Origin of the sequence: Variovorax palleresanus, from assembly GCF_051144945.1 — a bacterium.
GTDB classification, from domain to species: domain Bacteria; phylum Pseudomonadota; class Gammaproteobacteria; order Burkholderiales; family Burkholderiaceae_C; genus Variovorax; species Variovorax paradoxus_S.
On sequence record NZ_JBJNVP010000002.1, the window covers coordinates 780,747 to 800,488 of the forward strand.

General features: G+C 65.2%; 18 protein-coding genes. 1 reads left to right on the forward strand and 17 read right to left on the reverse strand.

What is annotated here, in order from left to right; genetic code table 11:
* Positions 1-30: 30 nt before the first annotated feature.
* The 3 genes from ACJ7Z0_RS07410 to ACJ7Z0_RS07420 are packed head-to-tail and all read right to left on the reverse strand — an operon-like array spanning position 31 to position 3,420.
* A complete protein-coding gene (locus ACJ7Z0_RS07410) occupies positions 31-1,374 on the reverse strand; it encodes an HlyD family secretion protein (RefSeq protein WP_434789313.1) in 1,344 nt (447 codons plus the stop codon).
* A gap of 38 nt (positions 1,375-1,412) precedes the next feature.
* Positions 1,413-2,891, reverse strand: a complete 1,479-nt coding sequence (locus ACJ7Z0_RS07415) for an efflux transporter outer membrane subunit (protein WP_434789314.1) — start codon at positions 2,889-2,891, stop codon at positions 1,413-1,415.
* The gene (locus tag ACJ7Z0_RS07420) at positions 2,884-3,420 is read right to left on the reverse strand and encodes a MarR family winged helix-turn-helix transcriptional regulator (RefSeq protein ID WP_431129890.1); all 537 of its coding nucleotides are present in this window, start codon (positions 3,418-3,420) and stop codon (positions 2,884-2,886) included. The genes ACJ7Z0_RS07415 and ACJ7Z0_RS07420 overlap by 8 nt, the downstream gene beginning before the upstream one ends.
* Before the next feature lie 76 nt (positions 3,421-3,496).
* Between ACJ7Z0_RS07420 and ACJ7Z0_RS07425 the strand changes: the two genes are divergently transcribed.
* Positions 3,497-5,281 (forward strand): ABC transporter transmembrane domain-containing protein, encoded by a 1,785-nt coding sequence (locus ACJ7Z0_RS07425; protein ID WP_434789315.1) that lies wholly within the window; start codon positions 3,497-3,499, stop codon positions 5,279-5,281.
* A gap of 42 nt (positions 5,282-5,323) precedes the next feature.
* On the opposite strand, the gene ACJ7Z0_RS07430 is transcribed toward ACJ7Z0_RS07425, so the two are convergent.
* The 14 genes from ACJ7Z0_RS07430 to ACJ7Z0_RS07495 are packed head-to-tail and all read right to left on the reverse strand — an operon-like array spanning position 5,324 to position 19,742.
* Positions 5,324-5,791, reverse strand: coding sequence for a DUF1178 family protein (locus ACJ7Z0_RS07430; RefSeq protein WP_434789316.1), 468 nt, complete (start codon positions 5,789-5,791; stop codon positions 5,324-5,326).
* A gap of 7 nt (positions 5,792-5,798) precedes the next feature.
* Positions 5,799-6,407 carry an NUDIX domain-containing protein gene (locus ACJ7Z0_RS07435; RefSeq protein ID WP_431129882.1) on the reverse strand — a complete coding sequence of 203 codons (609 nt, stop codon included), beginning with the start codon at positions 6,405-6,407 and terminating at the stop codon, positions 5,799-5,801.
* A 1-nt stretch (position 6,408) separates the two neighbouring features.
* Positions 6,409-6,714, reverse strand: a complete 306-nt coding sequence (locus ACJ7Z0_RS07440; RefSeq protein ID WP_434789317.1) for a DUF2818 family protein — start codon at positions 6,712-6,714, stop codon at positions 6,409-6,411.
* A 16-nt stretch (positions 6,715-6,730) separates the two neighbouring features.
* A complete protein-coding gene (gene nuoN / locus ACJ7Z0_RS07445) occupies positions 6,731-8,218 on the reverse strand; it encodes an NADH-quinone oxidoreductase subunit NuoN (protein ID WP_434789318.1) in 1,488 nt (495 codons plus the stop codon).
* A gap of 24 nt (positions 8,219-8,242) precedes the next feature.
* Positions 8,243-9,718, reverse strand: a complete 1,476-nt coding sequence (locus ACJ7Z0_RS07450; protein WP_431129875.1) for an NADH-quinone oxidoreductase subunit M — start codon at positions 9,716-9,718, stop codon at positions 8,243-8,245.
* A gap of 25 nt (positions 9,719-9,743) precedes the next feature.
* Entirely contained in the window at positions 9,744-11,774 is a 2,031-nt protein-coding gene (nuoL, locus tag ACJ7Z0_RS07455; RefSeq protein WP_434789319.1) for an NADH-quinone oxidoreductase subunit L, read from the reverse strand.
* A gap of 7 nt (positions 11,775-11,781) precedes the next feature.
* Positions 11,782-12,090 (reverse strand): NADH-quinone oxidoreductase subunit NuoK, encoded by a 309-nt coding sequence (gene nuoK / locus ACJ7Z0_RS07460; RefSeq protein WP_012748597.1) that lies wholly within the window; start codon positions 12,088-12,090, stop codon positions 11,782-11,784.
* Positions 12,087-12,746 carry an NADH-quinone oxidoreductase subunit J gene (locus tag ACJ7Z0_RS07465; protein WP_434789320.1) on the reverse strand — a complete coding sequence of 220 codons (660 nt, stop codon included), beginning with the start codon at positions 12,744-12,746 and terminating at the stop codon, positions 12,087-12,089. The genes nuoK and ACJ7Z0_RS07465 overlap by 4 nt, the downstream gene beginning before the upstream one ends.
* Positions 12,747-12,785: 39 nt before the next feature.
* Positions 12,786-13,307, reverse strand: a complete 522-nt coding sequence (gene nuoI / locus ACJ7Z0_RS07470) for an NADH-quinone oxidoreductase subunit NuoI (RefSeq protein WP_055805171.1) — start codon at positions 13,305-13,307, stop codon at positions 12,786-12,788.
* 17 nt (positions 13,308-13,324) lie between these two features.
* Positions 13,325-14,401, reverse strand: coding sequence for an NADH-quinone oxidoreductase subunit NuoH (gene nuoH, locus ACJ7Z0_RS07475; protein WP_093017439.1), 1,077 nt, complete (start codon positions 14,399-14,401; stop codon positions 13,325-13,327).
* Positions 14,398-16,560: an NADH-quinone oxidoreductase subunit NuoG gene (gene nuoG / locus ACJ7Z0_RS07480; RefSeq protein WP_434789321.1), complete on the reverse strand. Its 2,163-nt coding sequence runs from the start codon at positions 16,558-16,560 to the stop codon at positions 14,398-14,400. The genes nuoH and nuoG overlap by 4 nt, the downstream gene beginning before the upstream one ends.
* 20 nt (positions 16,561-16,580) lie before the next feature.
* Positions 16,581-17,921 (reverse strand): NADH-quinone oxidoreductase subunit NuoF, encoded by a 1,341-nt coding sequence (nuoF, locus tag ACJ7Z0_RS07485; protein WP_434789322.1) that lies wholly within the window; start codon positions 17,919-17,921, stop codon positions 16,581-16,583.
* Positions 17,921-18,478 (reverse strand): NADH-quinone oxidoreductase subunit NuoE family protein, encoded by a 558-nt coding sequence (locus ACJ7Z0_RS07490; RefSeq protein WP_431129857.1) that lies wholly within the window; start codon positions 18,476-18,478, stop codon positions 17,921-17,923. The genes nuoF and ACJ7Z0_RS07490 overlap by 1 nt, the downstream gene beginning before the upstream one ends.
* A 10-nt stretch (positions 18,479-18,488) precedes the next feature.
* A complete protein-coding gene (locus ACJ7Z0_RS07495) occupies positions 18,489-19,742 on the reverse strand; it encodes an NADH-quinone oxidoreductase subunit D (protein ID WP_434789323.1) in 1,254 nt (417 codons plus the stop codon).

Below are 19,742 nucleotides of genomic sequence, written 5' to 3' on the forward strand. Positions count from 1 at the left end.
TGGCTTTGCCTCGGGAACCGTTAACGGCGATCAGCCGGGATGGGATTGCGAAGCAGCTTGCGCAGCGGTCCCGGCATTGGTTGCCGGCGTGGCCGAGCGGCCCGTTGCCGGTGCCGCGGAACCTGCCGGCGCACCGCGCCCGAGATTCGCGGCCACGATGCGATCGACTTCGGCGTCGGCGCCCTGGTCGAGCTTGCTGTAGACCTGCGTCTGCGACATGGCGGTGGCGCGCGGCGCATCGGCCAGCATCTTGCCGCCCTTCTGCGAGATGTCGATCTCGGCAACCATCGAGAGGCCGATGCGCAGCGGATTGGCCTTGAGCTGCTCCGGGTCGAGCGCAATGCGGACCGGCACGCGCTGCACCACCTTGATCCAGTTGCCGGTGGCGTTCTGCGCGGGCAGCAGTGCGAATGCGCTGCCCGTGCCCACGCCCAGGCCGGCCACCTTGCCGGTGTATTCCACCTTCTTGCCGTAGACGTCGGCCTTGAGCTTCACGGGCTGGTCGATGCGGATGTTGCGCAGCTGCACTTCCTTGAAGTTGGCGTCGACCCACAGCTGGTTCAGCGGCACGATCGACATCATCGGCGTGCCCGCCGCCACGCGCTGGCCGAGCTGCACGGTGCGCTTGGCCACGTAGCCGTCGACCGGCGCCGGCAGCGCCACGCGCTGCGTGGCGAGGTAGGCCTCGCGCACCTTGGCGGCGGCGGCCAGCACGCTCGGGTGCCGGGCCACGCTGGTGCCTTCGGTCAGCGACTGGTTGCTGGCCAGCGCTTCGCGCGCGGCCACCACGCCGGCCTGCGCCGCAGCAAGCTGGCTCTTCGCATTGTCGAGCGACGTCTCGGCGTGGTTGAGTTCTTCCTTCGAGACCGCGCCGTTGCCCGACAGCGCGCGGCGGCGCTGCAGATCGTCCTGCGCCTTGGCGATGTCGCTCTGTGCCCGGGCGATGTCGGACTGGCGCAGCGTGACCTGCGCGGCCAGCGAGCCGTTGTTGGCGTACAGCGTGCGCACCTGGCGCACGGCCTGCGCCAGCGCGGCCTCGGCCTGCTCGAGCGCCACCTTCGCATCGGCCGGGTCCAGCTGCACCAGCGGCTGGCCGGCCTTCACGAAGTCGGTGTCGTCGGCGTTGATGGCCATGACGGTGCCGCCGATCTGTGGCGTGATCTGGATGACGTTGCCCTGCACGTAGGCGTTGTCGGTGTCTTCGTAGTGGCTGGCAACCAGCCATTCGTAGAGGCCCCAGCCGCCACCGGCGACGATGACCACCGCGGCGAGCGCGGTCAGCGCGCGGCGGCGCTTGCCGTTGCCGGCGGGTTCTGCGGGTGCTGCGGTGGAGGCTGCGGAAGCAGCGGGCGTCGGAGTGTTGTTGTCGCTCATGATGAAGTTCTTTCCGAAGACGAAGAAGTCGGTTCAGTTCAGTTCAGTGCGGACGGCGTGGGCGCCGCGGCGGTGGCGGTCGCCGGCGGCTGCCAGCCGCCGCCGAGTGCGCGCGCCAGGCCCACCTGCGTGTCGAGCGCGCGGGCGGCAAGATCGACCGCCAGCCGGCGCTGCGCGAGCACGGAGGTTTCCGCCGTCAGCACGTTGAGGTAGTTGCCGAGGCCAGCGCGGTAGCGCTGCACCGCGATGTCGTAAGCCCCTTCGGCCGCCGTTTGCGCGGCGCGCTGTTCGGCCTGCTGGCGGGCGATCGACTGCGCGCTCGACACCTGGTCGGCCGCGTCACGCACCGCGTCCAGAACGGTGGCGTTGTAGCTCTCGATCGCGCCGTCCAGGTCGGCCGCCTTGCCGCGCAGGTTGGCGCGCAGCCGGCCGCCTTCGAAGATCGGCAGGTGGATGGCCGGGCCCACGCCCCACTGCTCGCTGCCCGACTTGAGCAGCTTGCCGAATCCCAGGCTCTGGAAGCCGACGAAGGCCGTGAGATTCACGTTGGGATAGAACTGGGTCCTGGCATTGGCCACGTCGCTGGTGGCGGCCTCGACGCGCCAGCGCGCGGCGGCAATATCGGCGCGGCGCCCCAGCAGGTCGGCCGGAATGTTGGCCTGCAGCGCGATGGGCTTGACGGCCTCCAGCATCGGAGGCTTGAGCGATGCGGACACATTGGGCTGGCCCACGAGCGCATCGAGCGCGTGCTGCTGGAGCGCGATCTGCTCGTTGAGCGCTTCGATCTGCTGGCGCGCTTCGGGCAGCCCGCCCTCGCTCTGGCGCAGTTCGAGGCGGGTGTCCAGGCCTGCGGACACGCGGTCGCGCACGAGCTTGAGCGTTTCGTCGCGCTGGGCCAGCGTGCGCCGGGCCACGCCGAGCTGCTCGTTCAGGCGCGCCCACTGGAAGTAGCTGCGCGCCACGTTGCTGGCCAGCAGCACGCGCGCGGCGTCGGCATCGGCCGCCGCGGCATTGGCGCTGCCGATGGCGGCTTCGAGCGCGGTGCGGTTCTTGCCGAAGAAGTCGAGCTCCCAGCTTGCGCCGAGCTGCAGCAGGCCGATGTTCTGCGTCGAGCCGCCCAGTGGTGCGGGATAGATGTAGTTGCTGTTGAACTTCTGTCGGCTCAGGTCGAGTTCGCCATTCACCTTGGGCTTCAGGGCCGACTCGGCGATGTCCGCGGAAGCCTGCGCCCGCGCGAGGCGCGCGCGTGCCACCTGGAGATTCGGATTGCCGGCCACGGCCTGGTCGACCAGCGTGTCGAGCTGCGCGTCGCCGAAGGCTCGCCACCATTGGCTGTCGACGCTGGACACGGCCGCGGCGCTGCTGTCGGCAGCAATGCCGAGTGACGAAGCATCGCGAAGCCTGGCCTCCGAGCCGATGCCGGCCATGTCGGCACAACCGGCCAGCGCGACCACAAGGAGTGCAGCAGCGACGACGGGGGTGCGGCGCACCACGCGCGCGGCAAGAGATTCAGTCATTTTTTTCTCCACGGGCTGCGAGGGCTTGCGCGTTGTCGAGGATGCGGCGCAGGTAACCCTTGAGCTGTTCCCACTCTTCGTTGGTGAAACCCGCCAGGTGCTCGTTCTGCACGCGGCTCAGCACGTGCGGGACTTCCTTGGCGGCGGCGCGGCCCTCTTCGGTGAGTTCGATGTTGACCACGCGGCGGTCTTCGAGCGAGCGAACACGGCGGCACAGGCCCTTGGCCTCGAGGCGGTCGAGCAGGCGCGTCATGGCGCCGGCGTCGAGCTCGCAGGCGCGGGCCAGTTCGGCCACCGTGGTGGCCGCGCCGACGTGCAGCTTGTACAGCGGCAGCCACTGGGGAAAGGTGGGGCCGCCGGGCTCGCTCATGCGGGTTTCCACCGCCTGGGCCACGGCGCTCAATATGCGCCGCATCAAATACCCGATGCTTTCCTCGGCCTGGTAGGTCTCGGCACGGTAGAAGTCCGCCGGCCGGAGCTTGGGGTCGCCGGAAGCTGGCGGGACTTTCGGAGTATCTGTATCGCTCATGGCCAGATTATTAATTGCCCAAGCAATTATTGTCAAGGCTGCCTTTGTGGTGGCAAGGGTCGGTAGAATCCGCGCCATGGCTTCTTCCCCTCTGTCTACTCCAGCCAAGGGCTCGCCCCGGTCGCTCTCGGGCTTGAGCCCTTTTCTTCGGCCATACCGCGTCCAGATCGTGCTGGCGGGCATCTTTCTGGTGTTCGCGGCAATCACGACGCTGGTCTTTCCGCTGGCGCTGCGCAGCCTGATCGACGGCGGACTCGTCAGCACCGACAAGGGCGCCCAGACCATGGCGCTGCGCGAGCACTTCGGCGCTCTCTTCGCGGTGGCCGTGGCCCTGGGTCTTTTTTCAGCCGCGCGCTTCTACACGGTGAGCTGGCTCGGCGAGCGCGTCACGGCCGATCTGCGCAATGCGGTGTACGGCCACGTGCTGCGCCAGAGCCCGGCGTTCTTCGAAACCACGCAGACCGGCGAAGTGCTGTCGCGCCTGACGGCCGACACCACGTTGGTTCAGACGGTGGTCGGATCGTCGCTGAGCATGGGCCTGCGCAACGCGGTCATGGGCGTGGGCGCCCTGGCGGTGCTGATCTGGACCAACCCCTACGTGATGGTCCAGGTGCTGGGCATCCTGGTGCTGGTGGTGCTGCCGAGCATGTGGTTCGGCCGGCGCGTGCGCAAGCTCTCGCGCGCCAGCCAGGACCGCGTGGCCGACTCGAGCGCCATCGCGGCCGAGGTGCTCAATGCCATTCCGGTGGTGCAGAGCTACACGGCCGAGTCGCGCGAAGCCGGCCGCTTCAATGCCTCGACTGAAAATGCCTTCAGGACCGCCGTGCGCCGCACCAAGGCGCGTTCGGTGCTGGTGGCCTTCATCATCATCGCCACCTCGGCAGCGCTGCTCTGGGGCCTGTACCAGGGCACGCAGGCCGTGCTGCGCGGCGACATCACGGCCGGCCACCTGGGCCAGACCGTGGTCTACGTGGCCATTCTCGCGAGCGCGACCGCCGTGCTCGGCGAGGTCTACGGCGACCTGCTGCGGGCGGCCGGCGCAACGGAGCGCCTGATGGAACTGCTTCATGCGCCGGCGGCAATCGTCTCCCCACGGGATCCGGCGGCTGCGCCCGTTCCCGTGGCGGGCAGCGCGGTCAAGTTCGAGGCCGTGACCTTTCACTACCCCTCGCGGCCCGGCACACCGGCGCTGAAGAACTTCAGTCTCGACATCGCGCCCGGCGAAACGGTGGCGCTGGTGGGCTCCAGCGGCGCGGGCAAGAGCACGGTGTTCCAGCTGCTGCTGCGCTACTACGACCCCCAATCGGGGCGTCTGCTGCTCGACAGCGTGCCGCTGGCCTCGCTCGCGCTGTCCGATCTGCGCACCCGCATCGGCCTGGTGCCGCAGGATGCCGTGATCTTCTCGGCCAGTGCCTTCGAGAACATCCGGTACGGCCGCCCCGACGCCACCGCCGACGAGGTGCATGCCGCCGCCCGCGCGGCCTTTGCGCACGACTTTCTGCAGGCGCTGCCCGAGGGCTACGACACCTTCCTCGGCGAGCGCGGGGTGCGCTTGTCGGGCGGACAGCGCCAGCGCATCGCAATTGCGCGCGCCATTCTCAAGAATCCGCCGCTCCTGTTGCTGGACGAAGCGACGAGCGCGCTCGACGCGGAGAGCGAGCGCATGGTGCAGGCGGCGCTCGAATCGGCGATGGAAGGCCGGACCACGCTGGTGATTGCGCACCGCCTGGCCACCGTGCAGAAGGCCGACCGCATCATCGTGCTGGACCATGGCGGCATCGTCGAGCATGGAACGCATGCCGCGCTGGTGGCGCAAGGCGGGGTGTATGCCCGCCTGGCGGCCCTTCAGTTCACGGCTTGAATCTGCTGCAGGAGCAGCGAGAGCGGCAAGGGCAGCAGCGGACTACTGCAGCGTTTCCTTGAGCGCGGCGGGTATCGGCAGCGGCATCACCGGAATGCCTTCTTCGAGCAGCGCTTCGGTCTGCTCGCGGGTGGCCTGGCCGCGGATCCCGCGCTCTTCGGCTTCGCCGTAGTGCATCTTGCGTGCCTCGTCGGCAAAGCGCTCGCCGACGTCTTCGGTCTTCGCGAGAACCTCGCGCACGGCGCGCATCCAGCGTGCCTCGGGAGACATTTCGGCGGAGAGCTGCGCCTTGGTATCCGGGGCCTGGGCGGGAGGTGCGGCGGCCTCCGCGGGCGCCTTGGCGTTGCCGAGATTGAGGCGCGGCGCACTCAAGAGCTTGACGATGCGCGTGTCGGCACAGATCGGGCACTCGACCAGGCCGGCCGAGAGTTGGGTTTCAAACGCCTCGTTGGACGCAAACCAGCCTTCGAAGCCGTGGCCATGCGAGCAGCGTAGATCGAGAACCTTCATGCGCGGATTATCCCGCGCCGCCTTGCGCAGCGGGGGCCTGCCAATCGAGTTCCCATGCGCCCGAAAGGACGTTTTGCAGCCAGAGCGCGCAAGTGAGCGACTTGGCATCGGTGATCGTGCCGTCGCGGCACCAGCCGGCCACTTCCTGCGGCGTGGCCGTGAACACGTCGAGGAACTCGCCGTGGTCGAGCTGGCGCGTGCCGAGCGAAAGGCCGCGCGCAAAGTAGATGTGGATGATCTCGGTGGAATACGCCACCGCCAGGTGCATGGCGCCGGCATATGCCCATTCGCGCGCGGTGTAGCCGGTTTCCTCGAGCAGCTCGCGCTGGCCGCAAAGGAACGGATCCTCGCCCGCGTCGAGCTTGCCGGCCGGAAACTCGGTCATCACGTGCGCGACCGGGTAGCGGTACTGGCGCTCCAGCACCACGCGGCCGTCGTCGAGCAGCGGAATCACCACCACCGCACCCGGATGGATCACGTACTCGCGCGTGGCGGTGTGGCCGTCGGGCAGGCGCACGGTGTCGCGGCAGACCTGGAGGAAATTGCCCTTGACCAGCACCTCGCTGGCGGTGCGTTCTTCCTTCAGATGCGATTCGGCCATGGAGGTGGAAGTCATGTCAGTGCCTGTGCTTCATGAGGTAGCGCCAGGTAAACCCTGGAAATGCCAGCACGATGAAAAGCGCGCCGGTCACCGCGTAGAACTCCCAACCCTGCGGGGCGATCTGCCCTGCCCTGCGTTCGAACAGCAGCCCCACGCCGCCGGCAACGAAGTACAGCACCACCAGTTCGGCAAGGCGGATCGCCAGCGACTTGGGGTGGGCTTGCAGCGGTATGGCACCAAACAGCCGGTCGTTGAGGAACGGGAGGTTGGCCGCCAGCAGCGCCACCACGAGCACGACCCAGACCGAAGCGGTTTGCGACACCGTGCTCAGGCCGGGATCAGTTGGCCAGCGTCGCCACGATGGCGTTGGCGCACAGCGTCATGAGGCCGCCGGGAACGATGCCCAGCACGAGAATCAGCAAGCCGTTGATCGACAGCACGGTGCGCACGTCGCGCGGGGCCGACACGGTGCTGGCCGTGACGGGCGCGTCGAAATACATGACCTTGACCACGCGCAGGTAGTAGAAGGCGCCGATCAGCGACGTGATCACCGCGAACACGGCCAACCCGATGTAGAGCGCCTGGCCCGACGCGATCAGCGCCTGCAGGACCGCCAGCTTGGCATAGAAGCCGACCAGTGGCGGCAGGCCCGCGAGCGAGAACATCGCGATGGCCATCACGCCGGCATACAGCGGGCTGCGCTGGTTCAGGCCGGCCAGGTCGGTGATCTCTTCGCTTTCGAAGCCCTCGCGCGCCAGCAGCAGGATGATGCCGAAGCTCGCCAGCGTGGTCAGCACGTAGGTCACGATGTAGAACATCGAGGCGCTGTACGCGAACTGCGCGTTGTAGGTGTTGCCGTTGACCACGCCCGCCACCAGGCCAAGCAGCATGAAGCCCATCTGCGCGATGGTCGAATAGGCCAGCATGCGCTTGAGGTTGGTCTGCGCAATGGCGGCCAGGTTGCCCACCAAAAGCGAGGCGATCGCCAGCAGGGCCAGCATCTGCTGCCAGTCGATGGCCAGCGGCAGCAGCCCTTCCACCAGCAACCGGATGATGATGGCGAAGGCAGCCAGCTCGGGCGCCGCGCCGATCAGCAGCGTGACGGCCGTCGGGGCGCCCTGGTACACGTCGGGCACCCACATGTGGAAAGGCGCAGCCCCCACCTTGAAGGCCAGGCCCGCGACGATGAACACCAGGCCGAACACCAGCACCTGGTGGTTCACCTTGCCGCTTGCGATGATCTTGAACACTTCGTTCACGTCGAGCGAACCGGTCGCGCCGTACAGCATGGAGAGGCCGTAGAGCAGGAAGCCGCTGGCCATGGCGCCGAGCACGAAGTACTTCATGGCCGCTTCGCTTGCCACCGCGTTGTCGCGGCGCAGCGCCACCAGCGCGTAGCTCGAGAGCGTGAGCAGTTCGAGGCCCAGGTAGATCAAGAGGAAGTTGCTGCCCGAGATCATCACGAACATGCCCAGCAGCGCGAACATGCTGATGGTGAACATTTCGCCGCCGCGCAGCATGCCGCGGTCCGCCGCGTAGGGCCGGCCGTAGACCAGCGTGACCATCAGGGCCACGGTCGCAAAGCACTTGAGCCAGTTGCCCATGGGGTCGCTCACGACCATGCCGCCGAAGCCGTAGACCGTCTTGCCGTCGTTGGCGGCGATGCCGGTCAAGACGGCGACCACGGCCAGCGTGAGCAGCGTCAGGATGTAGGTGCGCGTGCGCTGCGCACTGGTGCTCGACAGGTCGACCAGCGCAATGATGCAGGCCATGACCAGCAGCACGACTTCGGGGTAGATCGCAATCCAGCTGAGTTTGTCAATCATCTCGTTCTCTTCTTCAGCGTGGAATCAGGGGAGTTTCGAAGTTGCCACGTGGCGCAGGAGCTCCGTCACGGAAGCATCCATCGCAGCGGTGAACGGCTTCGGATAGATACCCATCCACAGCACGGCAATGGCCAGCAGCGACAGCATCAGGAACTCGCGGGCATTGATGTCGGTGAGTTCCTTGACGTGGTCGTTGCCGACCGGGCCGAGGTACACGCGCTTGTACATCCAGAGGGTGTAGGCCGCACCGAAGATCAGCGCCGTGGCAGCCCCGAAGCCGAGCCAGAAGTTGGCTTTGACCGCGCCGAGGATGACCATCCACTCGCCCACGAAACCGGCGGTGCCCGGCAGGCCGCAGTTGGCCATGGCAAACAGCAGCGCGAACGCGGCGAACTTGGGCATGGTATTGACCACGCCGCCGTAGTCGGCGATCTGGCGCGAATGCACGCGGTCGTACAGCACGCCGATGCCAAGGAACATGGCGCCCGACACGAAACCGTGCGCAATCATCTGCACGATGCCGCCGGACACGCCGAGCTCGTTGAAGATGAAGAAGCCGAGTGTGACGAAGCCCATGTGCGCGACGGACGAATACGCCACGAGCTTCTTCATGTCTTCCTGCACCAGCGCCACCAGGCCGACGTAGATCACGGCGATCAGCGACAGCCCGATCATGAGCCAGGCCCATTCGTGCGAGGCGTCGGGCGCAATCGGCATCGAGAAGCGAAGGAAGCCGTAGGCACCGAGCTTCAGCATGATGGCGGCCAGCACGGCCGAGCCGCCGGTGGGCGCCTCGACGTGCACGTCGGGCAGCCAGGTGTGGACCGGCCACATCGGCACCTTGACCGCAAAGGCGGCAAAGAACGCAAAGAACAGGAAGGTCTGCGCCGTGGAACCCAGCGGCAGCTTGTGCCAGCTCAGGATGTCGAAGCTGCCGCCCGACTTGTTGTACAGGTAGATCAGCGCCACCAGCGTCAGCAGCGAGCCGAGCAAGGTGTAGATGAAGAACTTGAAGGCCGCGTAGATCTTGTTCGGGCCGCCCCAGATGCCGATGATGAGATACATCGGAATCAGCGTGGCTTCGAAGAACACGTAGAACAGGACGCCGTCGAGCGCGGCGAACACGCCGATCATGAAGCCCGAGAGAATCAGGAACGCGGCCATGTACTGGTTGACGCGCTCGGTGATCACTTCCCAGGCCGAGATCACGACCACCACGGTCGTGAACGAGGTCAACAGCACCAGCCAGAGCGACAGGCCGTCGATCCCCAGGTGGTAGTGGACATTGAAGCGCGCGATCCAGCTGGCTTTTTCGACGAACTGCATCGCGGCGGTGCCGTTCTGGAAGCCCGTGTAAAGCGGCACGGTCACCAGGAAACTCAGGATCGCGCCGACCAGCGCGACCCAGCGCACGCCGCGGGCGTGCTCGTCACGGCCGAACGCCAGCAGCGCGACACCGAATGCGATTGGCACCCAGATGGCAAGGCTCAACAAACCCATTTTTCTTTTTCTCCAGCGCTAAAGCTCAGCGTTTGAACCAGACGAAGTACGTCATCAGGATGAAGATGCCGAGCAGCATCGCGAAGGCGTAGTGATAGATGTAGCCCGACTGGAGCCAGCGCACCGCACCCGAGATGCGGCCGACGACCTTCCATGAACCGTTGACCAGGGCACCATCGATCAGCGCCTGGTCGCCGCCCTTCCACAGGCCGGTGCCAAAGGCACGCGTGGCACGGGCGAGGACGTTCTCGTTGAACCAGTCGAGGTAGTACTTGTTGTCCAGCAGGCGATAGATCGGGCCGAAGGCGCGCTTGATCGCGGCCGGCAGCGCCGGATTGACCATGTACATGTAGAACGAGAGCACCACGCCGGCCAGCGCCAGCCAGAACGGCGGCGCCGTCAGGCCGTGGATCGCCATGGCCAGGGGGCCGTGGAAGGCTTCTCCGAGCTCCTTCATGGCATGGTGCTTGTTGGCGTCGACCGCGATGGCGCCCTTGAAGAACTCGCCGAAGAGCATCGGCTCGATCGTCATGAAACCGATCACCACGGACGGGATGGCCAGCAGAACCAGCGGCAGCCACACCACCCAGGGCGATTCGTGCGGCTTGCCGTGATGGCCATGGTTCTCGTCGTGCTCCGCATGTTCGTCGTGGTGGTGCGCGTCAGGATTCTGGTCGTAGCGCTCCTTGCCGTGGAACACCAGGAAGTACATGCGGAACGAATAGAACGCCGTCACGAACACGCCCGCCAGCACCGCGTAGTAGGCGAACTGCGCGCCCCACAGGTGGCTTTCGTGCACCGCTTCGATGATGCTGTCCTTCGAGTAGAAACCGGCGAAGAGCGGCGTACCGATCAGCGCGAGCGAACCCACGAGCGACGTGATCCAGGTGATCGGCATGTACTTGCGCACGCCGCCCATCCAGCGGATGTCCTGGTTGTGGTGCATGCCGATGATCACCGAGCCCGCGCCAAGGAACAGCAGCGCCTTGAAGAAGGCGTGCGTCATCAGGTGGAACACCGCGACCGAATAGGCCGATGCGCCAAGCGCCACCGTCATGTAGCCAAGCTGCGAGAGCGTCGAGTACGCGACCACGCGCTTGATGTCGTTCTGGATGATGCCGAGGAAGCCCATGAACAGCGCCGTGATGGCACCGATCACCAGGATGAAGCTCAAGGCGGTGTCGCTGAGCTCGAACAGCGGCGACATGCGCGCCACCATGAAGATGCCCGCCGTCACCATGGTTGCCGCGTGGATCAGCGCCGAGATGGGGGTCGGGCCTTCCATCGAGTCGGGCAGCCACACGTGCAGCGGGAACTGTGCGCTCTTGCCCATGGCACCGATGAACAGGCAGATGCAGATCACGGTCACCAGCATCCACTCGGTGCCGGGGAAGGTGATGCCAGCCAGCGTATTGGCCTTGGCAAAGGCCTCGCCGTAGTTCAGCGTACCGGCGTAGGCCGCGATCAGGCCGATGCCGAGAATGAAGCCGAAGTCGCCCACGCGGTTGACCAGGAAGGCCTTCATGTTCGCGAAGATGGCGGTCGGCTTGTTGAACCAGAAACCGATCAGCAGGTACGACACCAGGCCCACCGCTTCCCAGCCGAAGAACAGCTGGAGCATGTTGTTGCTCATGACGAGCATCAGCATCGAGAAGGTGAACAGCGAGATGTAGGCGAAGAAGCGGTTGTAGCCTTCGTCTTCTTCCATGTAGCCGATGGTGTAGACGTGCACCATCAGCGACACGAAGGTCACCACGCACATCATCATGGCCGTGAGGCCGTCGACCAGGAAGCCGACTTCCATCTTGAGGCCGCCGACCACCATCCATTCATAGATGGTGGCGTTGAAGCGGGCGCCGTCCACGACGACCGACTTCAGCGTCATCGCCGAGATGATGAAGGCGACGAACACGCCGAGGATGGTCAGCGAATGCGTGACCTTGCGGCCGATGTGGTTGCCGCCGAACTTGGTGCCGAACAGGCCGGCGACGACGGCGCCGACCAGGGGTGCCAGCGGCACGGCCAGCAGGGTGGATGCGGAAAGGGTTGCGCTCATACTGGTTTCAACCCTTGAGCGAGTTGAGTTCGTCGACGTTGATGTTGGACTTGTTGCGGAACAACAAGACCAGCAGCGCGAGACCGATGGCCGATTCGGCCGCGGCCACCGTCAGGATGAAGAACACGAAGATCTGGCCATGCATGTCGCCCAGGTAGTACGAGAACGCCACGAAGTTCATATTCACCGCGAGCAGCATCAGTTCGATGGCCATCAGCAGCACGATGAGGTTCTTGCGATTCAGGAAAATGCCGATCACCGAGAGCGCAAAGAGCATGGCGCCAAGCGATAGAAAGTGTCCGAGCGTGAGCGTCATGCCTTGTTTTCCTTTGCCGCTGCGGCGTCGGCCGGTGCTTCCACCACGGGCTCGGCGGCGCGCGTGACCGCCATCTGCACGATGCGAACGCGGTCGCGTGCCTTCACGCGCACCTGGTCCGACGGGTTGACGTACTTGCTGTCCTTGCGGGTGCGCAGCGTCAGTGCAATGGCGGCCACGATGGCCACGAGCAGGATGACCGCGGCAATTTCCAGCGGATAGAGGTATTCGGAATACAGCAGCTTGCCGAGCTCGAGCGTGTTCGAGCTGTTGGGAGAAGTGGTCGCCATGGCGCGCGGCGCTTCACCGAGACGAAAGCCGCCCATCAGCACGGCCGCCATTTCGAGCGCGATGAGCGCGCCCACGCCGGCTGCCAGCGGAAAGTGCTTCCAGAAGCCCTCCCGCAAGCCGTCGACGTTGATGTCCAGCATCATCACGACGAACAGGAACAGCACCATCACCGCCCCGACATAGACGAGCACGAGCGAGATCGCCAAAAATTCGGCGCGCAGCAAAAGCCAGATCGCCGAGGCCTGGAAGAAGGCCAGCACCAGGTACAGCGCGGCGTATACGGGATTGCGGGCGGTGATGACGCGGAAGGCTGCAAACAGCAGCACCGCGGCAAACAGATAGAACAGACCGGTCTTGACGTCCATTTGGAATTCGAATTGGTACGGGGTTCGGGCTGAGCGGGATCAGCGGTACTTGGCGTCGGCCGCCTTGTTCGCTGCAATTTCTTTTTCGTAGCGGTCGCCCACGGCCAGCAGCATGTCCTTGGTGAAGTACAGGTCGCCGCGCTTTTCGCCGTGGTATTCGAAGATGTGGGTCTCGACGATGGAGTCGACCGGGCAGCTCTCTTCGCAGAAGCCGCAGAAGATGCACTTGGTCAGGTCGATGTCGTAGCGCGTGGTGCGGCGCGAACCGTCGTCGCGCACATCGGATTCGATGGTGATGGCGAGCGCCGGGCACACGGCCTCGCAGAGCTTGCAGGCAATGCAGCGCTCTTCGCCGTTTTCATAGCGGCGCAGCGCGTGCAGGCCGCGAAAGCGCGGCGACAGCGGCGTCTTTTCTTCGGGAAACTGCACCGTGATCTTGCGGGCGAAGGCGTACTTGCCGGTGATGGCAAGGCCCTTGAACAGTTCGAACAGCATGAAGCTGCCCAAAAAATCCTTGAGCGAGAACGGAGCGGACGTTGTTGCGGTATGCGCAGCAGACATGATGTTGGCGCTTCCAGTTATTTCCAGATATTGAACGGGGTCTGCATCCAGGCACCGACCACGACCAGCCACACGAGCGTGACCGGGATGAAGATCTTCCAGCCCAGACGCATGATCTGGTCGTAGCGGAAGCGCGGGAACGTCGAGCGAACCCACAGGAACATGGTGACGACGCAGAAGGTCTTGGCACCGAGCCAGATCCAGCCGGGAATGAAGCTCAGGAACTCAAACGGCGGCAGCCATCCACCGAGGAACAGCACGACGCACAGGATCGAGACCAGCCACATGTTGGCGTACTCGGCCAGGAAGAACATGGCAAAGCTCATGCCCGAGTACTCGATCATGTGGCCCGCGACGATTTCGGACTCGCCTTCGACCACGTCGAAGGGGTGGCGGTTGGTTTCAGCCAGGCCCGAGATGAAGTAGACGACGAAGATCGGCAGCAGCGACAGCCAGTTCCACGACAGGAACCCGATGCCCATCGACGCGAAGGTGCCCTTGCCCTGCCCTGTCACGATGTCGGTCATGTTCAGGCTGGCCGAGACCATCAGCACCACGACGAAGCAGAAGCCCATCGCGATTTCATAGCTCACCATCTGTGCCGAGGCGCGCAGCGCGCCCAGGAAGGCGTACTTCGAATTGGAAGCCCAGCCCGCGATGATCACGCCATAGACCTCGAGCGAGGTGATGGCCATCACGAACAGCAGGCCGGCGTTGATGTTGGCCAGCGCCACATCGGGGCCGAAGGGAATCACGGCCCACGCGGCGAGCGCCGGCATGATGGTCATGATCGGGCCCAGCAGGAACAGGCCCTTGTTGGCGACCGTCGGAATGATGATTTCCTTGGTCATCAGCTTGAGCGCGTCGGCAATGGGCTGCAGCAGGCCCAGCGGGCCGATGCGGTTCGGGCCGATGCGGATCTGCGTGAAGCCGATGGCCTTGCGTTCCCACAGCGTGAGGTAGGCCACGGCCCCCATCAGCGGGAGCACGACCACGATGATCTTGATCAGCGTCCAGATCACGGGCCAGACCACGGCTGTCCACCAGCCCGCATGGACCAGGCCCAGGCCGAAAGCATGCAGTGAATCGATCATGCCAATGCCTCCTCGGCACGGGCCGGTGCTGCCAGTGCGTTGCGCGCATCGGCGGTGAGTTGCAGCGACGGTGCGCGGCGCACGATCGAGTCGAGCTGGTAGATGCTCGCGACCACGGGTGCGGGAACCGCGCCGGTGGAAGCCACGGCTTTTGCGGCGGTCGTATTGCGAAGCGCATCGGCCGGCACGGCGCCGTTGTCGCCGATGGTGCGCAGCACGTCAGCGGTCGATTCGAAGGCAAAGCCCGGCAGGCCGAGCAGGTTGGCCAGCACGCGCAGCACCTTCCAGGCCGGACGCGCCTCGCCGTGCGGCTTCACGACGGCATGGAAGCTTTGCACGCGGCCTTCGGCATTGACGAAGGTACCCGGCGTTTCGGTGAACGGCGCGATGGGCAGCAGCACGTCGCTGAACTCGAGGTTGGCCTTGAAGGGGCTCAGCGTGACGACCATTTGCGCATTGCCGATGACATCGGCGGCTGCGGCGCCCGCGGCCGAGTCGAACACCGGCTCGGTATTGAGCAGCAGCACCGCCTTGAGGCCGGAACCCGCCGCCAGCATGTGGCCGGCATCGAGGCCGCCATTCCTGGGGAACGCGCCGACGAGTTGCGCGCCCACGGTGTTGGCGGCTTCGGTCAGGTAGCCGACGGTGGCGCCGGTCTGCGCGCCGATCCAGTTGGCGAGGGCCAGCAGGCTGCTGGCTTGCGCGTGGTGGGCAGCGGCGTTGCCGAGCAGGATGGCCTTGCGCTCGCCGCTCAGCAGCGAGGCTGCGATGGCTTGTGCGGTGGCATCCGGTGCATTCTTCGGTGCCAGCGGCGCAGCGGCGCCATTGGTCTGGCCGATGGCCGCGGCCACGGCGGCCAGCGCCTCGACCCACTGGTCGGCTTCGGCGATCGTCGATTGCGCCACGTTCATGGCCCACGCGTCGCGGTCGGCCATCAGGCTGGCCGAGGCAATCACCGACAGCGCGGCGCCCTTGCGCACGGCCTGGCGGATGCGCTGCGCGAACAGCGGGTGGTCCTTGCGCAGGTTCGAACCGACGACCAGCGCGCGCTGCAGCTGCGTGAGCGATGCGATCGAGGTGCCGAGCCAGCGCACGCCTTCGAACGCCGTGAATTCGGCGTTGCGCAGGCGATAGTCGATGTTGTCGCTGCCGAGTTCACGCGTGAGCATGGCGGCAAGCTGCAGCTCTTCGAGCGTGCTGTGCGGGCTCGCCAGCGTGCCGATGCTCTGCGCGCCGTGGTCGGCCTTGATCTGCTTCAGGCCGTTGGCCACGTATTCGAGCGCGGTCTGCCAGTCGACCTGGTGCCATTGGCCGCCCTGCTTGAGCATCGGCTGCGTGAGGCGTTCCGGGCCGTTGAGCCCTTCGTAGGAGAAGCGGTCGCGGTCGGCGATCCAGCATTCGTTGACTTCTTCGTTCTCGAGCGGCACCACGCGCATCACGCGGTTGTTCTTGACCTGGACGATCAGGTTGGCACCGGTGGAATCGTGCGGGCTCACCGACTTGCGGCGCGACAACTCCCAGGTGCGGGCGCTGTAGCGGAACGGCTTGCTCGTGAGCGCACCGACCGGGCAGATGTCGATCATGTTGCCCGACAGTTCGGAGTCGACCGAGTCGCCGAGGAAGGTTTCGATTTCGGAGTGCTCGCCGCGTTGCGTCATGCCGAGCTCCATCACACCGGCCACTTCCTGGCCGAAGCGGACGCAGCGCGTGCAATGAATGCAGCGGCTCATTTCTTCCATGCTGATCAGCGGACCGACGTCCTTGTGGAAGACGACGCGTTTTTCTTCTTCGTAGCGCGAAGAAGAACCGCCGTAGCCCACGGCCAGGTCTTGCAGCTGGCATTCGCCGCCCTGGTCGCAAATGGGGCAATCCAGCGGGTGGTTGATCAGGAGGAACTCCATGACCGACTGCTGCGCCTTGATGGCCTTTTCGCTCTTGGTGCGAACGATCATGCCCTGCGTGACGGGCGTGGCGCAGGCCGGCATCGGCTTGGGCGCTTTTTCCACGTCGACCAGGCACATGCGGCAGTTGGCCGCGATGCTGAGCTTCTTGTGATAGCAGAAGTGCGGGATGTAGGTGCCCGCCTTGTCGGCCGCATGCATCACCATGCTGCCTTCGGTCACTTCGACCTTCTTGCCGTCGAGTTCGATTTCGATCATGAGTATGTTTCTTCTCGCGCTCAGGCCTTGACGGGCGCTTTCGGGACGTAGCCCGGAATCAAGGCCTCGAACTCGTGACGGAAGTGCTTGATCATGGCGCGCACCGGCATGGCCGCCGCGTCGCCGAGGGCGCAGATCGTACGGCCCTGGATGTTGTCTGCCACGGAGTTGAGCAGATCCATGTCCGACGCCCTGCCCTGTCCGTTGTGGATGCGGTCGACCACGCGGTAGAGCCAGCCCGTGCCTTCGCGGCAAGGCGTGCACTGGCCGCAGGACTCGTGCATGTAGAAGTACGACAGGCGCCGAAGCGACTCGACCATCGAGCGGCTGTCGTCCATGACGATGACGGCGCCCGAACCGAGCATGGAGCCGGCCTTGGCGATGGAGTCGTAGTCCATCGTGCATTCCATCATGATGGCGGCGGGCAGCACCGGCGACGACGATCCGCCGGGGATCACGGCCTTGAGCGTACGGCCCTTGCGAACACCGCCGCACAGCTCCAACAGCTTGGAGAACGGCGTGCCCATGGGCACTTCGTAGTTGCCGGGCAGTTCGACGTCACCGCTCACCGAGTAGATCTTGGTGCCGCCGTTGTTCGGCTTGCCGCATTCGAGGTAGGCCGGACCGCCGTTGTTGATGATCCAGGGCACCGCCGCGAAGGTCTCGGTGTTGTTGATGGTGGTGGGCTTGCCGTACAGGCCAAAGCTCGCCGGGAACGGCGGCTTGAAGCGCGGCTGGCCTTTCTTGCCTTCGAGCGATTCGAGCAGCGCGGTTTCCTCGCCGCAGATGTAGGCGCCGAAACCGTGGGCGGCGTGCAACTGGAAGTTGTACGTGCTGCCCATGATCTTGTCGCCGAGGTAGCCGGCGGCGCGCGCTTCTTCGAGGGCTTCCTCGAAGCGGTCGTAGCTCTGGAAGATCTCGCCGTGGATGTAGTTGTAGCCCACGCTGATGCCCATCGCATACGCGGCGATGGCCATGCCTTCGATCACGATGTGCGGGTTGAACTGCAGGATGTCACGGTCCTTGCACGTGCCGGGCTCGCCTTCGTCGGAGTTGCAGACGAGGTACTTCTGGCCCGGGAACTGGCGCGGCATGAAGCTCCACTTCAGGCCGGTCGGAAAACCCGCGCCGCCGCGGCCGCGCAGGCCCGAAGCCTTCACTTCGGCAATGACCTGGTCGGGCGTGAGGCCCTCGGTCAGGATCTTGCGCAGCGCCTTGTAGCCGCCGCGCGCTTCGTAGTCGGCCAGGCGCCAGTTGGTACCGTCGAGGCCGGCATAGATCTGCGGCTCGATGTGGCGGTCATGGAAACAGGTCTGGACGCCCGTGGCCTGGAATTGCTGGAGCACTTGTTCGGGCGACATCACGCGGCCTCCCCTTTGGTGGTGCCGGTGGAGGCACGCAATCCGTCGATGAGCTGGTCGAGCTTCTCGTTGCTCATGAAGCTGCACATGGTGCGGTCGTTGACCAGCATCACGGGCGAATCGGCGCAGGCGCCCAGGCATTCGCTCTGCTGCAGCGTGAACAGGCCATCGGCCGTGGTCTCGCCCATCTTGATGCCGAGCTTCTTCTCGAGGTGGACGAGTGCGGTGACGCCGTCGCGCAGCTGGCACGGCAGGTTGGTGCACACGTTGAGCTTGAACTTGCCCACCGGGTGCTGGTTGTACATGTTGTAGAAGGTCGTGACCTCGTGCACGGCGATGGGCGCCATGCCGAGGTACTCGGCGATCTCGCGCTCGCGCTGCATGCTGATGAAGCCTTCGTCCTGCTGCACGATGGCCAGGCAGGCCATCACGGCCGACTGCTTGCCGGCTTCAGGATACTTGGCGACTTCGCGCGCAAAGCGCTCGAGAATCGCAGGCTTCAGAGGAGCAGAAGGCGCCGTAGGCGCCGTGTCATGGTGGGTCGAGGAAGTCGTCATTCGCTCTTTCTCACCTGTCGATTTCGCCGAACACGATGTCCATCGTGCCGATCACCGCGACAGCGTCGGCGATCATGTGGCCGCGCGACATTTCGTCGAGGGCGGCAAGGTGCGGGAAGCCGGGGGCCCGGATCTTCAGGCGGTACGGCTTGTTGGCGCCGTCGCTCACCAGATAGATGCCGAACTCGCCCTTCGGGTGCTCGACGGCGGCATACGCCTCGCCTTCGGGCACGTGGAAACCTTCGGTGAAGAGCTTGAAATGGTGGATCAGCTCCTCCATGTTCGCCTTCATCGATTCGCGCGCTGGCGCTGCGACCTTGTGGTTGTTGGTGATCACCGGGCCGGAGTTGACACGCAGCCATGCCGAGCACTGCTGGATGATCTTGTTGGCCTGGCGCATTTCTTCCACGCGCACGAGGTAGCGGTCGTAGCAGTCGCCGGTCTTGCCCACGGGCACGTCGAACAGCATCTGGTCGTAGACGTCGTAGGGCTGCTTCTTGCGCAGGTCCCATTCGATGCCCGAGCCGCGCAGCATGGGGCCTGTGAAGCCGAGGTTCAGCGCGCGCTCCGGCGTCACGACGCCGATGCCCACGGTGCGCTGCTTCCAGATGCGGTTGTCGGTGAGCAGCGTTTCGTACTCGTCGACCATCTTCGGGAAGCGCTTGCAGAAGTCGTCGATGAAGTCGAGCAGCGAGCCCTGGCGGTTCTCGTTGAGACGTTCGATCGCCTTCGCGTTCTTGATCTTGCTGACCTTGTACTGCGGCATGGAGTCCGGCAGGTCGCGGTAGACGCCGCCCGGACGGAAGTACGCCGCATGCATGCGCGCGCCCGACACGGCTTCGTACATGTCGAACAGGTCTTCGCGCTCGCGGAAGCAGTAGATGAGCATGTTCATCGCACCGCAGTCGAGGCCGTGCGCGCCGAGCCACAGCAGGTGGTTCAGCAGGCGGGTGATCTCGGCGAACATCACGCGGATGTATTGCGCGCGAATCGGCACGTCCAGGCCCATCATCCGCTCGATGGCGAGGCAGTAGGCGTGCTCGTTGCTCATCATCGACACGTAGTCGAGACGGTCCATGTAGGGCAGCGACTGGATGAAGGTGCGCGACTCGGCGAGCTTTTCGGTTGCGCGGTGCAAGAGGCCGATGTGCGGGTCGGCGCGCTGGATCACTTCGCCGTCGAGCTCGAGCACCAGGCGCAGCACGCCGTGCGCTGCCGGATGCTGGGGACCGAAGTTGAGTGTGTAGTTCTTGATTTCGGCCAT

Bases quoted from the DNA above. Each gene is read 5' to 3' on its own strand.
- nuoN (WP_434789318.1), bottom strand. From the start codon at position 8,218: ATGATTGACAAACTCAGCTGGATTGCGATCTACCCCGAAGTCGTGCTG.
- ACJ7Z0_RS07450 (WP_431129875.1), bottom strand. From the start codon at position 9,718: ATGGGTTTGTTGAGCCTTGCCATCTGGGTGCCAATCGCATTCGGTGTC.
- ACJ7Z0_RS07410 (WP_434789313.1), bottom strand. From the start codon at position 1,374: ATGAGCGACAACAACACTCCGACGCCCGCTGCTTCCGCAGCCTCCACC.
- ACJ7Z0_RS07495 (WP_434789323.1), bottom strand. From the start codon at position 19,742: ATGGCCGAAATCAAGAACTACACACTCAACTTCGGTCCCCAGCATCCG.
- nuoG (WP_434789321.1), bottom strand. From the start codon at position 16,560: ATGATCGAAATCGAACTCGACGGCAAGAAGGTCGAAGTGACCGAAGGC.
- nuoI (WP_055805171.1), bottom strand. From the start codon at position 13,307: ATGTCTGCTGCGCATACCGCAACAACGTCCGCTCCGTTCTCGCTCAAG.
- nuoL (WP_434789319.1), bottom strand. From the start codon at position 11,774: ATGAGCGCAACCCTTTCCGCATCCACCCTGCTGGCCGTGCCGCTGGCA.
- ACJ7Z0_RS07430 (WP_434789316.1), bottom strand. From the start codon at position 5,791: ATGAAGGTTCTCGATCTACGCTGCTCGCATGGCCACGGCTTCGAAGGC.
- nuoF (WP_434789322.1), bottom strand. From the start codon at position 17,921: ATGTCGCCCGAACAAGTGCTCCAGCAATTCCAGGCCACGGGCGTCCAG.
- ACJ7Z0_RS07415 (WP_434789314.1), bottom strand. From the start codon at position 2,891: ATGACTGAATCTCTTGCCGCGCGCGTGGTGCGCCGCACCCCCGTCGTC.
- ACJ7Z0_RS07425 (WP_434789315.1), top strand. From the start codon at position 3,497: ATGGCTTCTTCCCCTCTGTCTACTCCAGCCAAGGGCTCGCCCCGGTCG.
- ACJ7Z0_RS07465 (WP_434789320.1), bottom strand. From the start codon at position 12,746: ATGGACGTCAAGACCGGTCTGTTCTATCTGTTTGCCGCGGTGCTGCTG.
- ACJ7Z0_RS07435 (WP_431129882.1), bottom strand. From the start codon at position 6,407: ATGACTTCCACCTCCATGGCCGAATCGCATCTGAAGGAAGAACGCACC.
- nuoK (WP_012748597.1), bottom strand. From the start codon at position 12,090: ATGACGCTCACGCTCGGACACTTTCTATCGCTTGGCGCCATGCTCTTT.
- ACJ7Z0_RS07420 (WP_431129890.1), bottom strand. From the start codon at position 3,420: ATGAGCGATACAGATACTCCGAAAGTCCCGCCAGCTTCCGGCGACCCC.
- nuoH (WP_093017439.1), bottom strand. From the start codon at position 14,401: ATGATCGATTCACTGCATGCTTTCGGCCTGGGCCTGGTCCATGCGGGC.
- ACJ7Z0_RS07490 (WP_431129857.1), bottom strand. From the start codon at position 18,478: ATGACGACTTCCTCGACCCACCATGACACGGCGCCTACGGCGCCTTCT.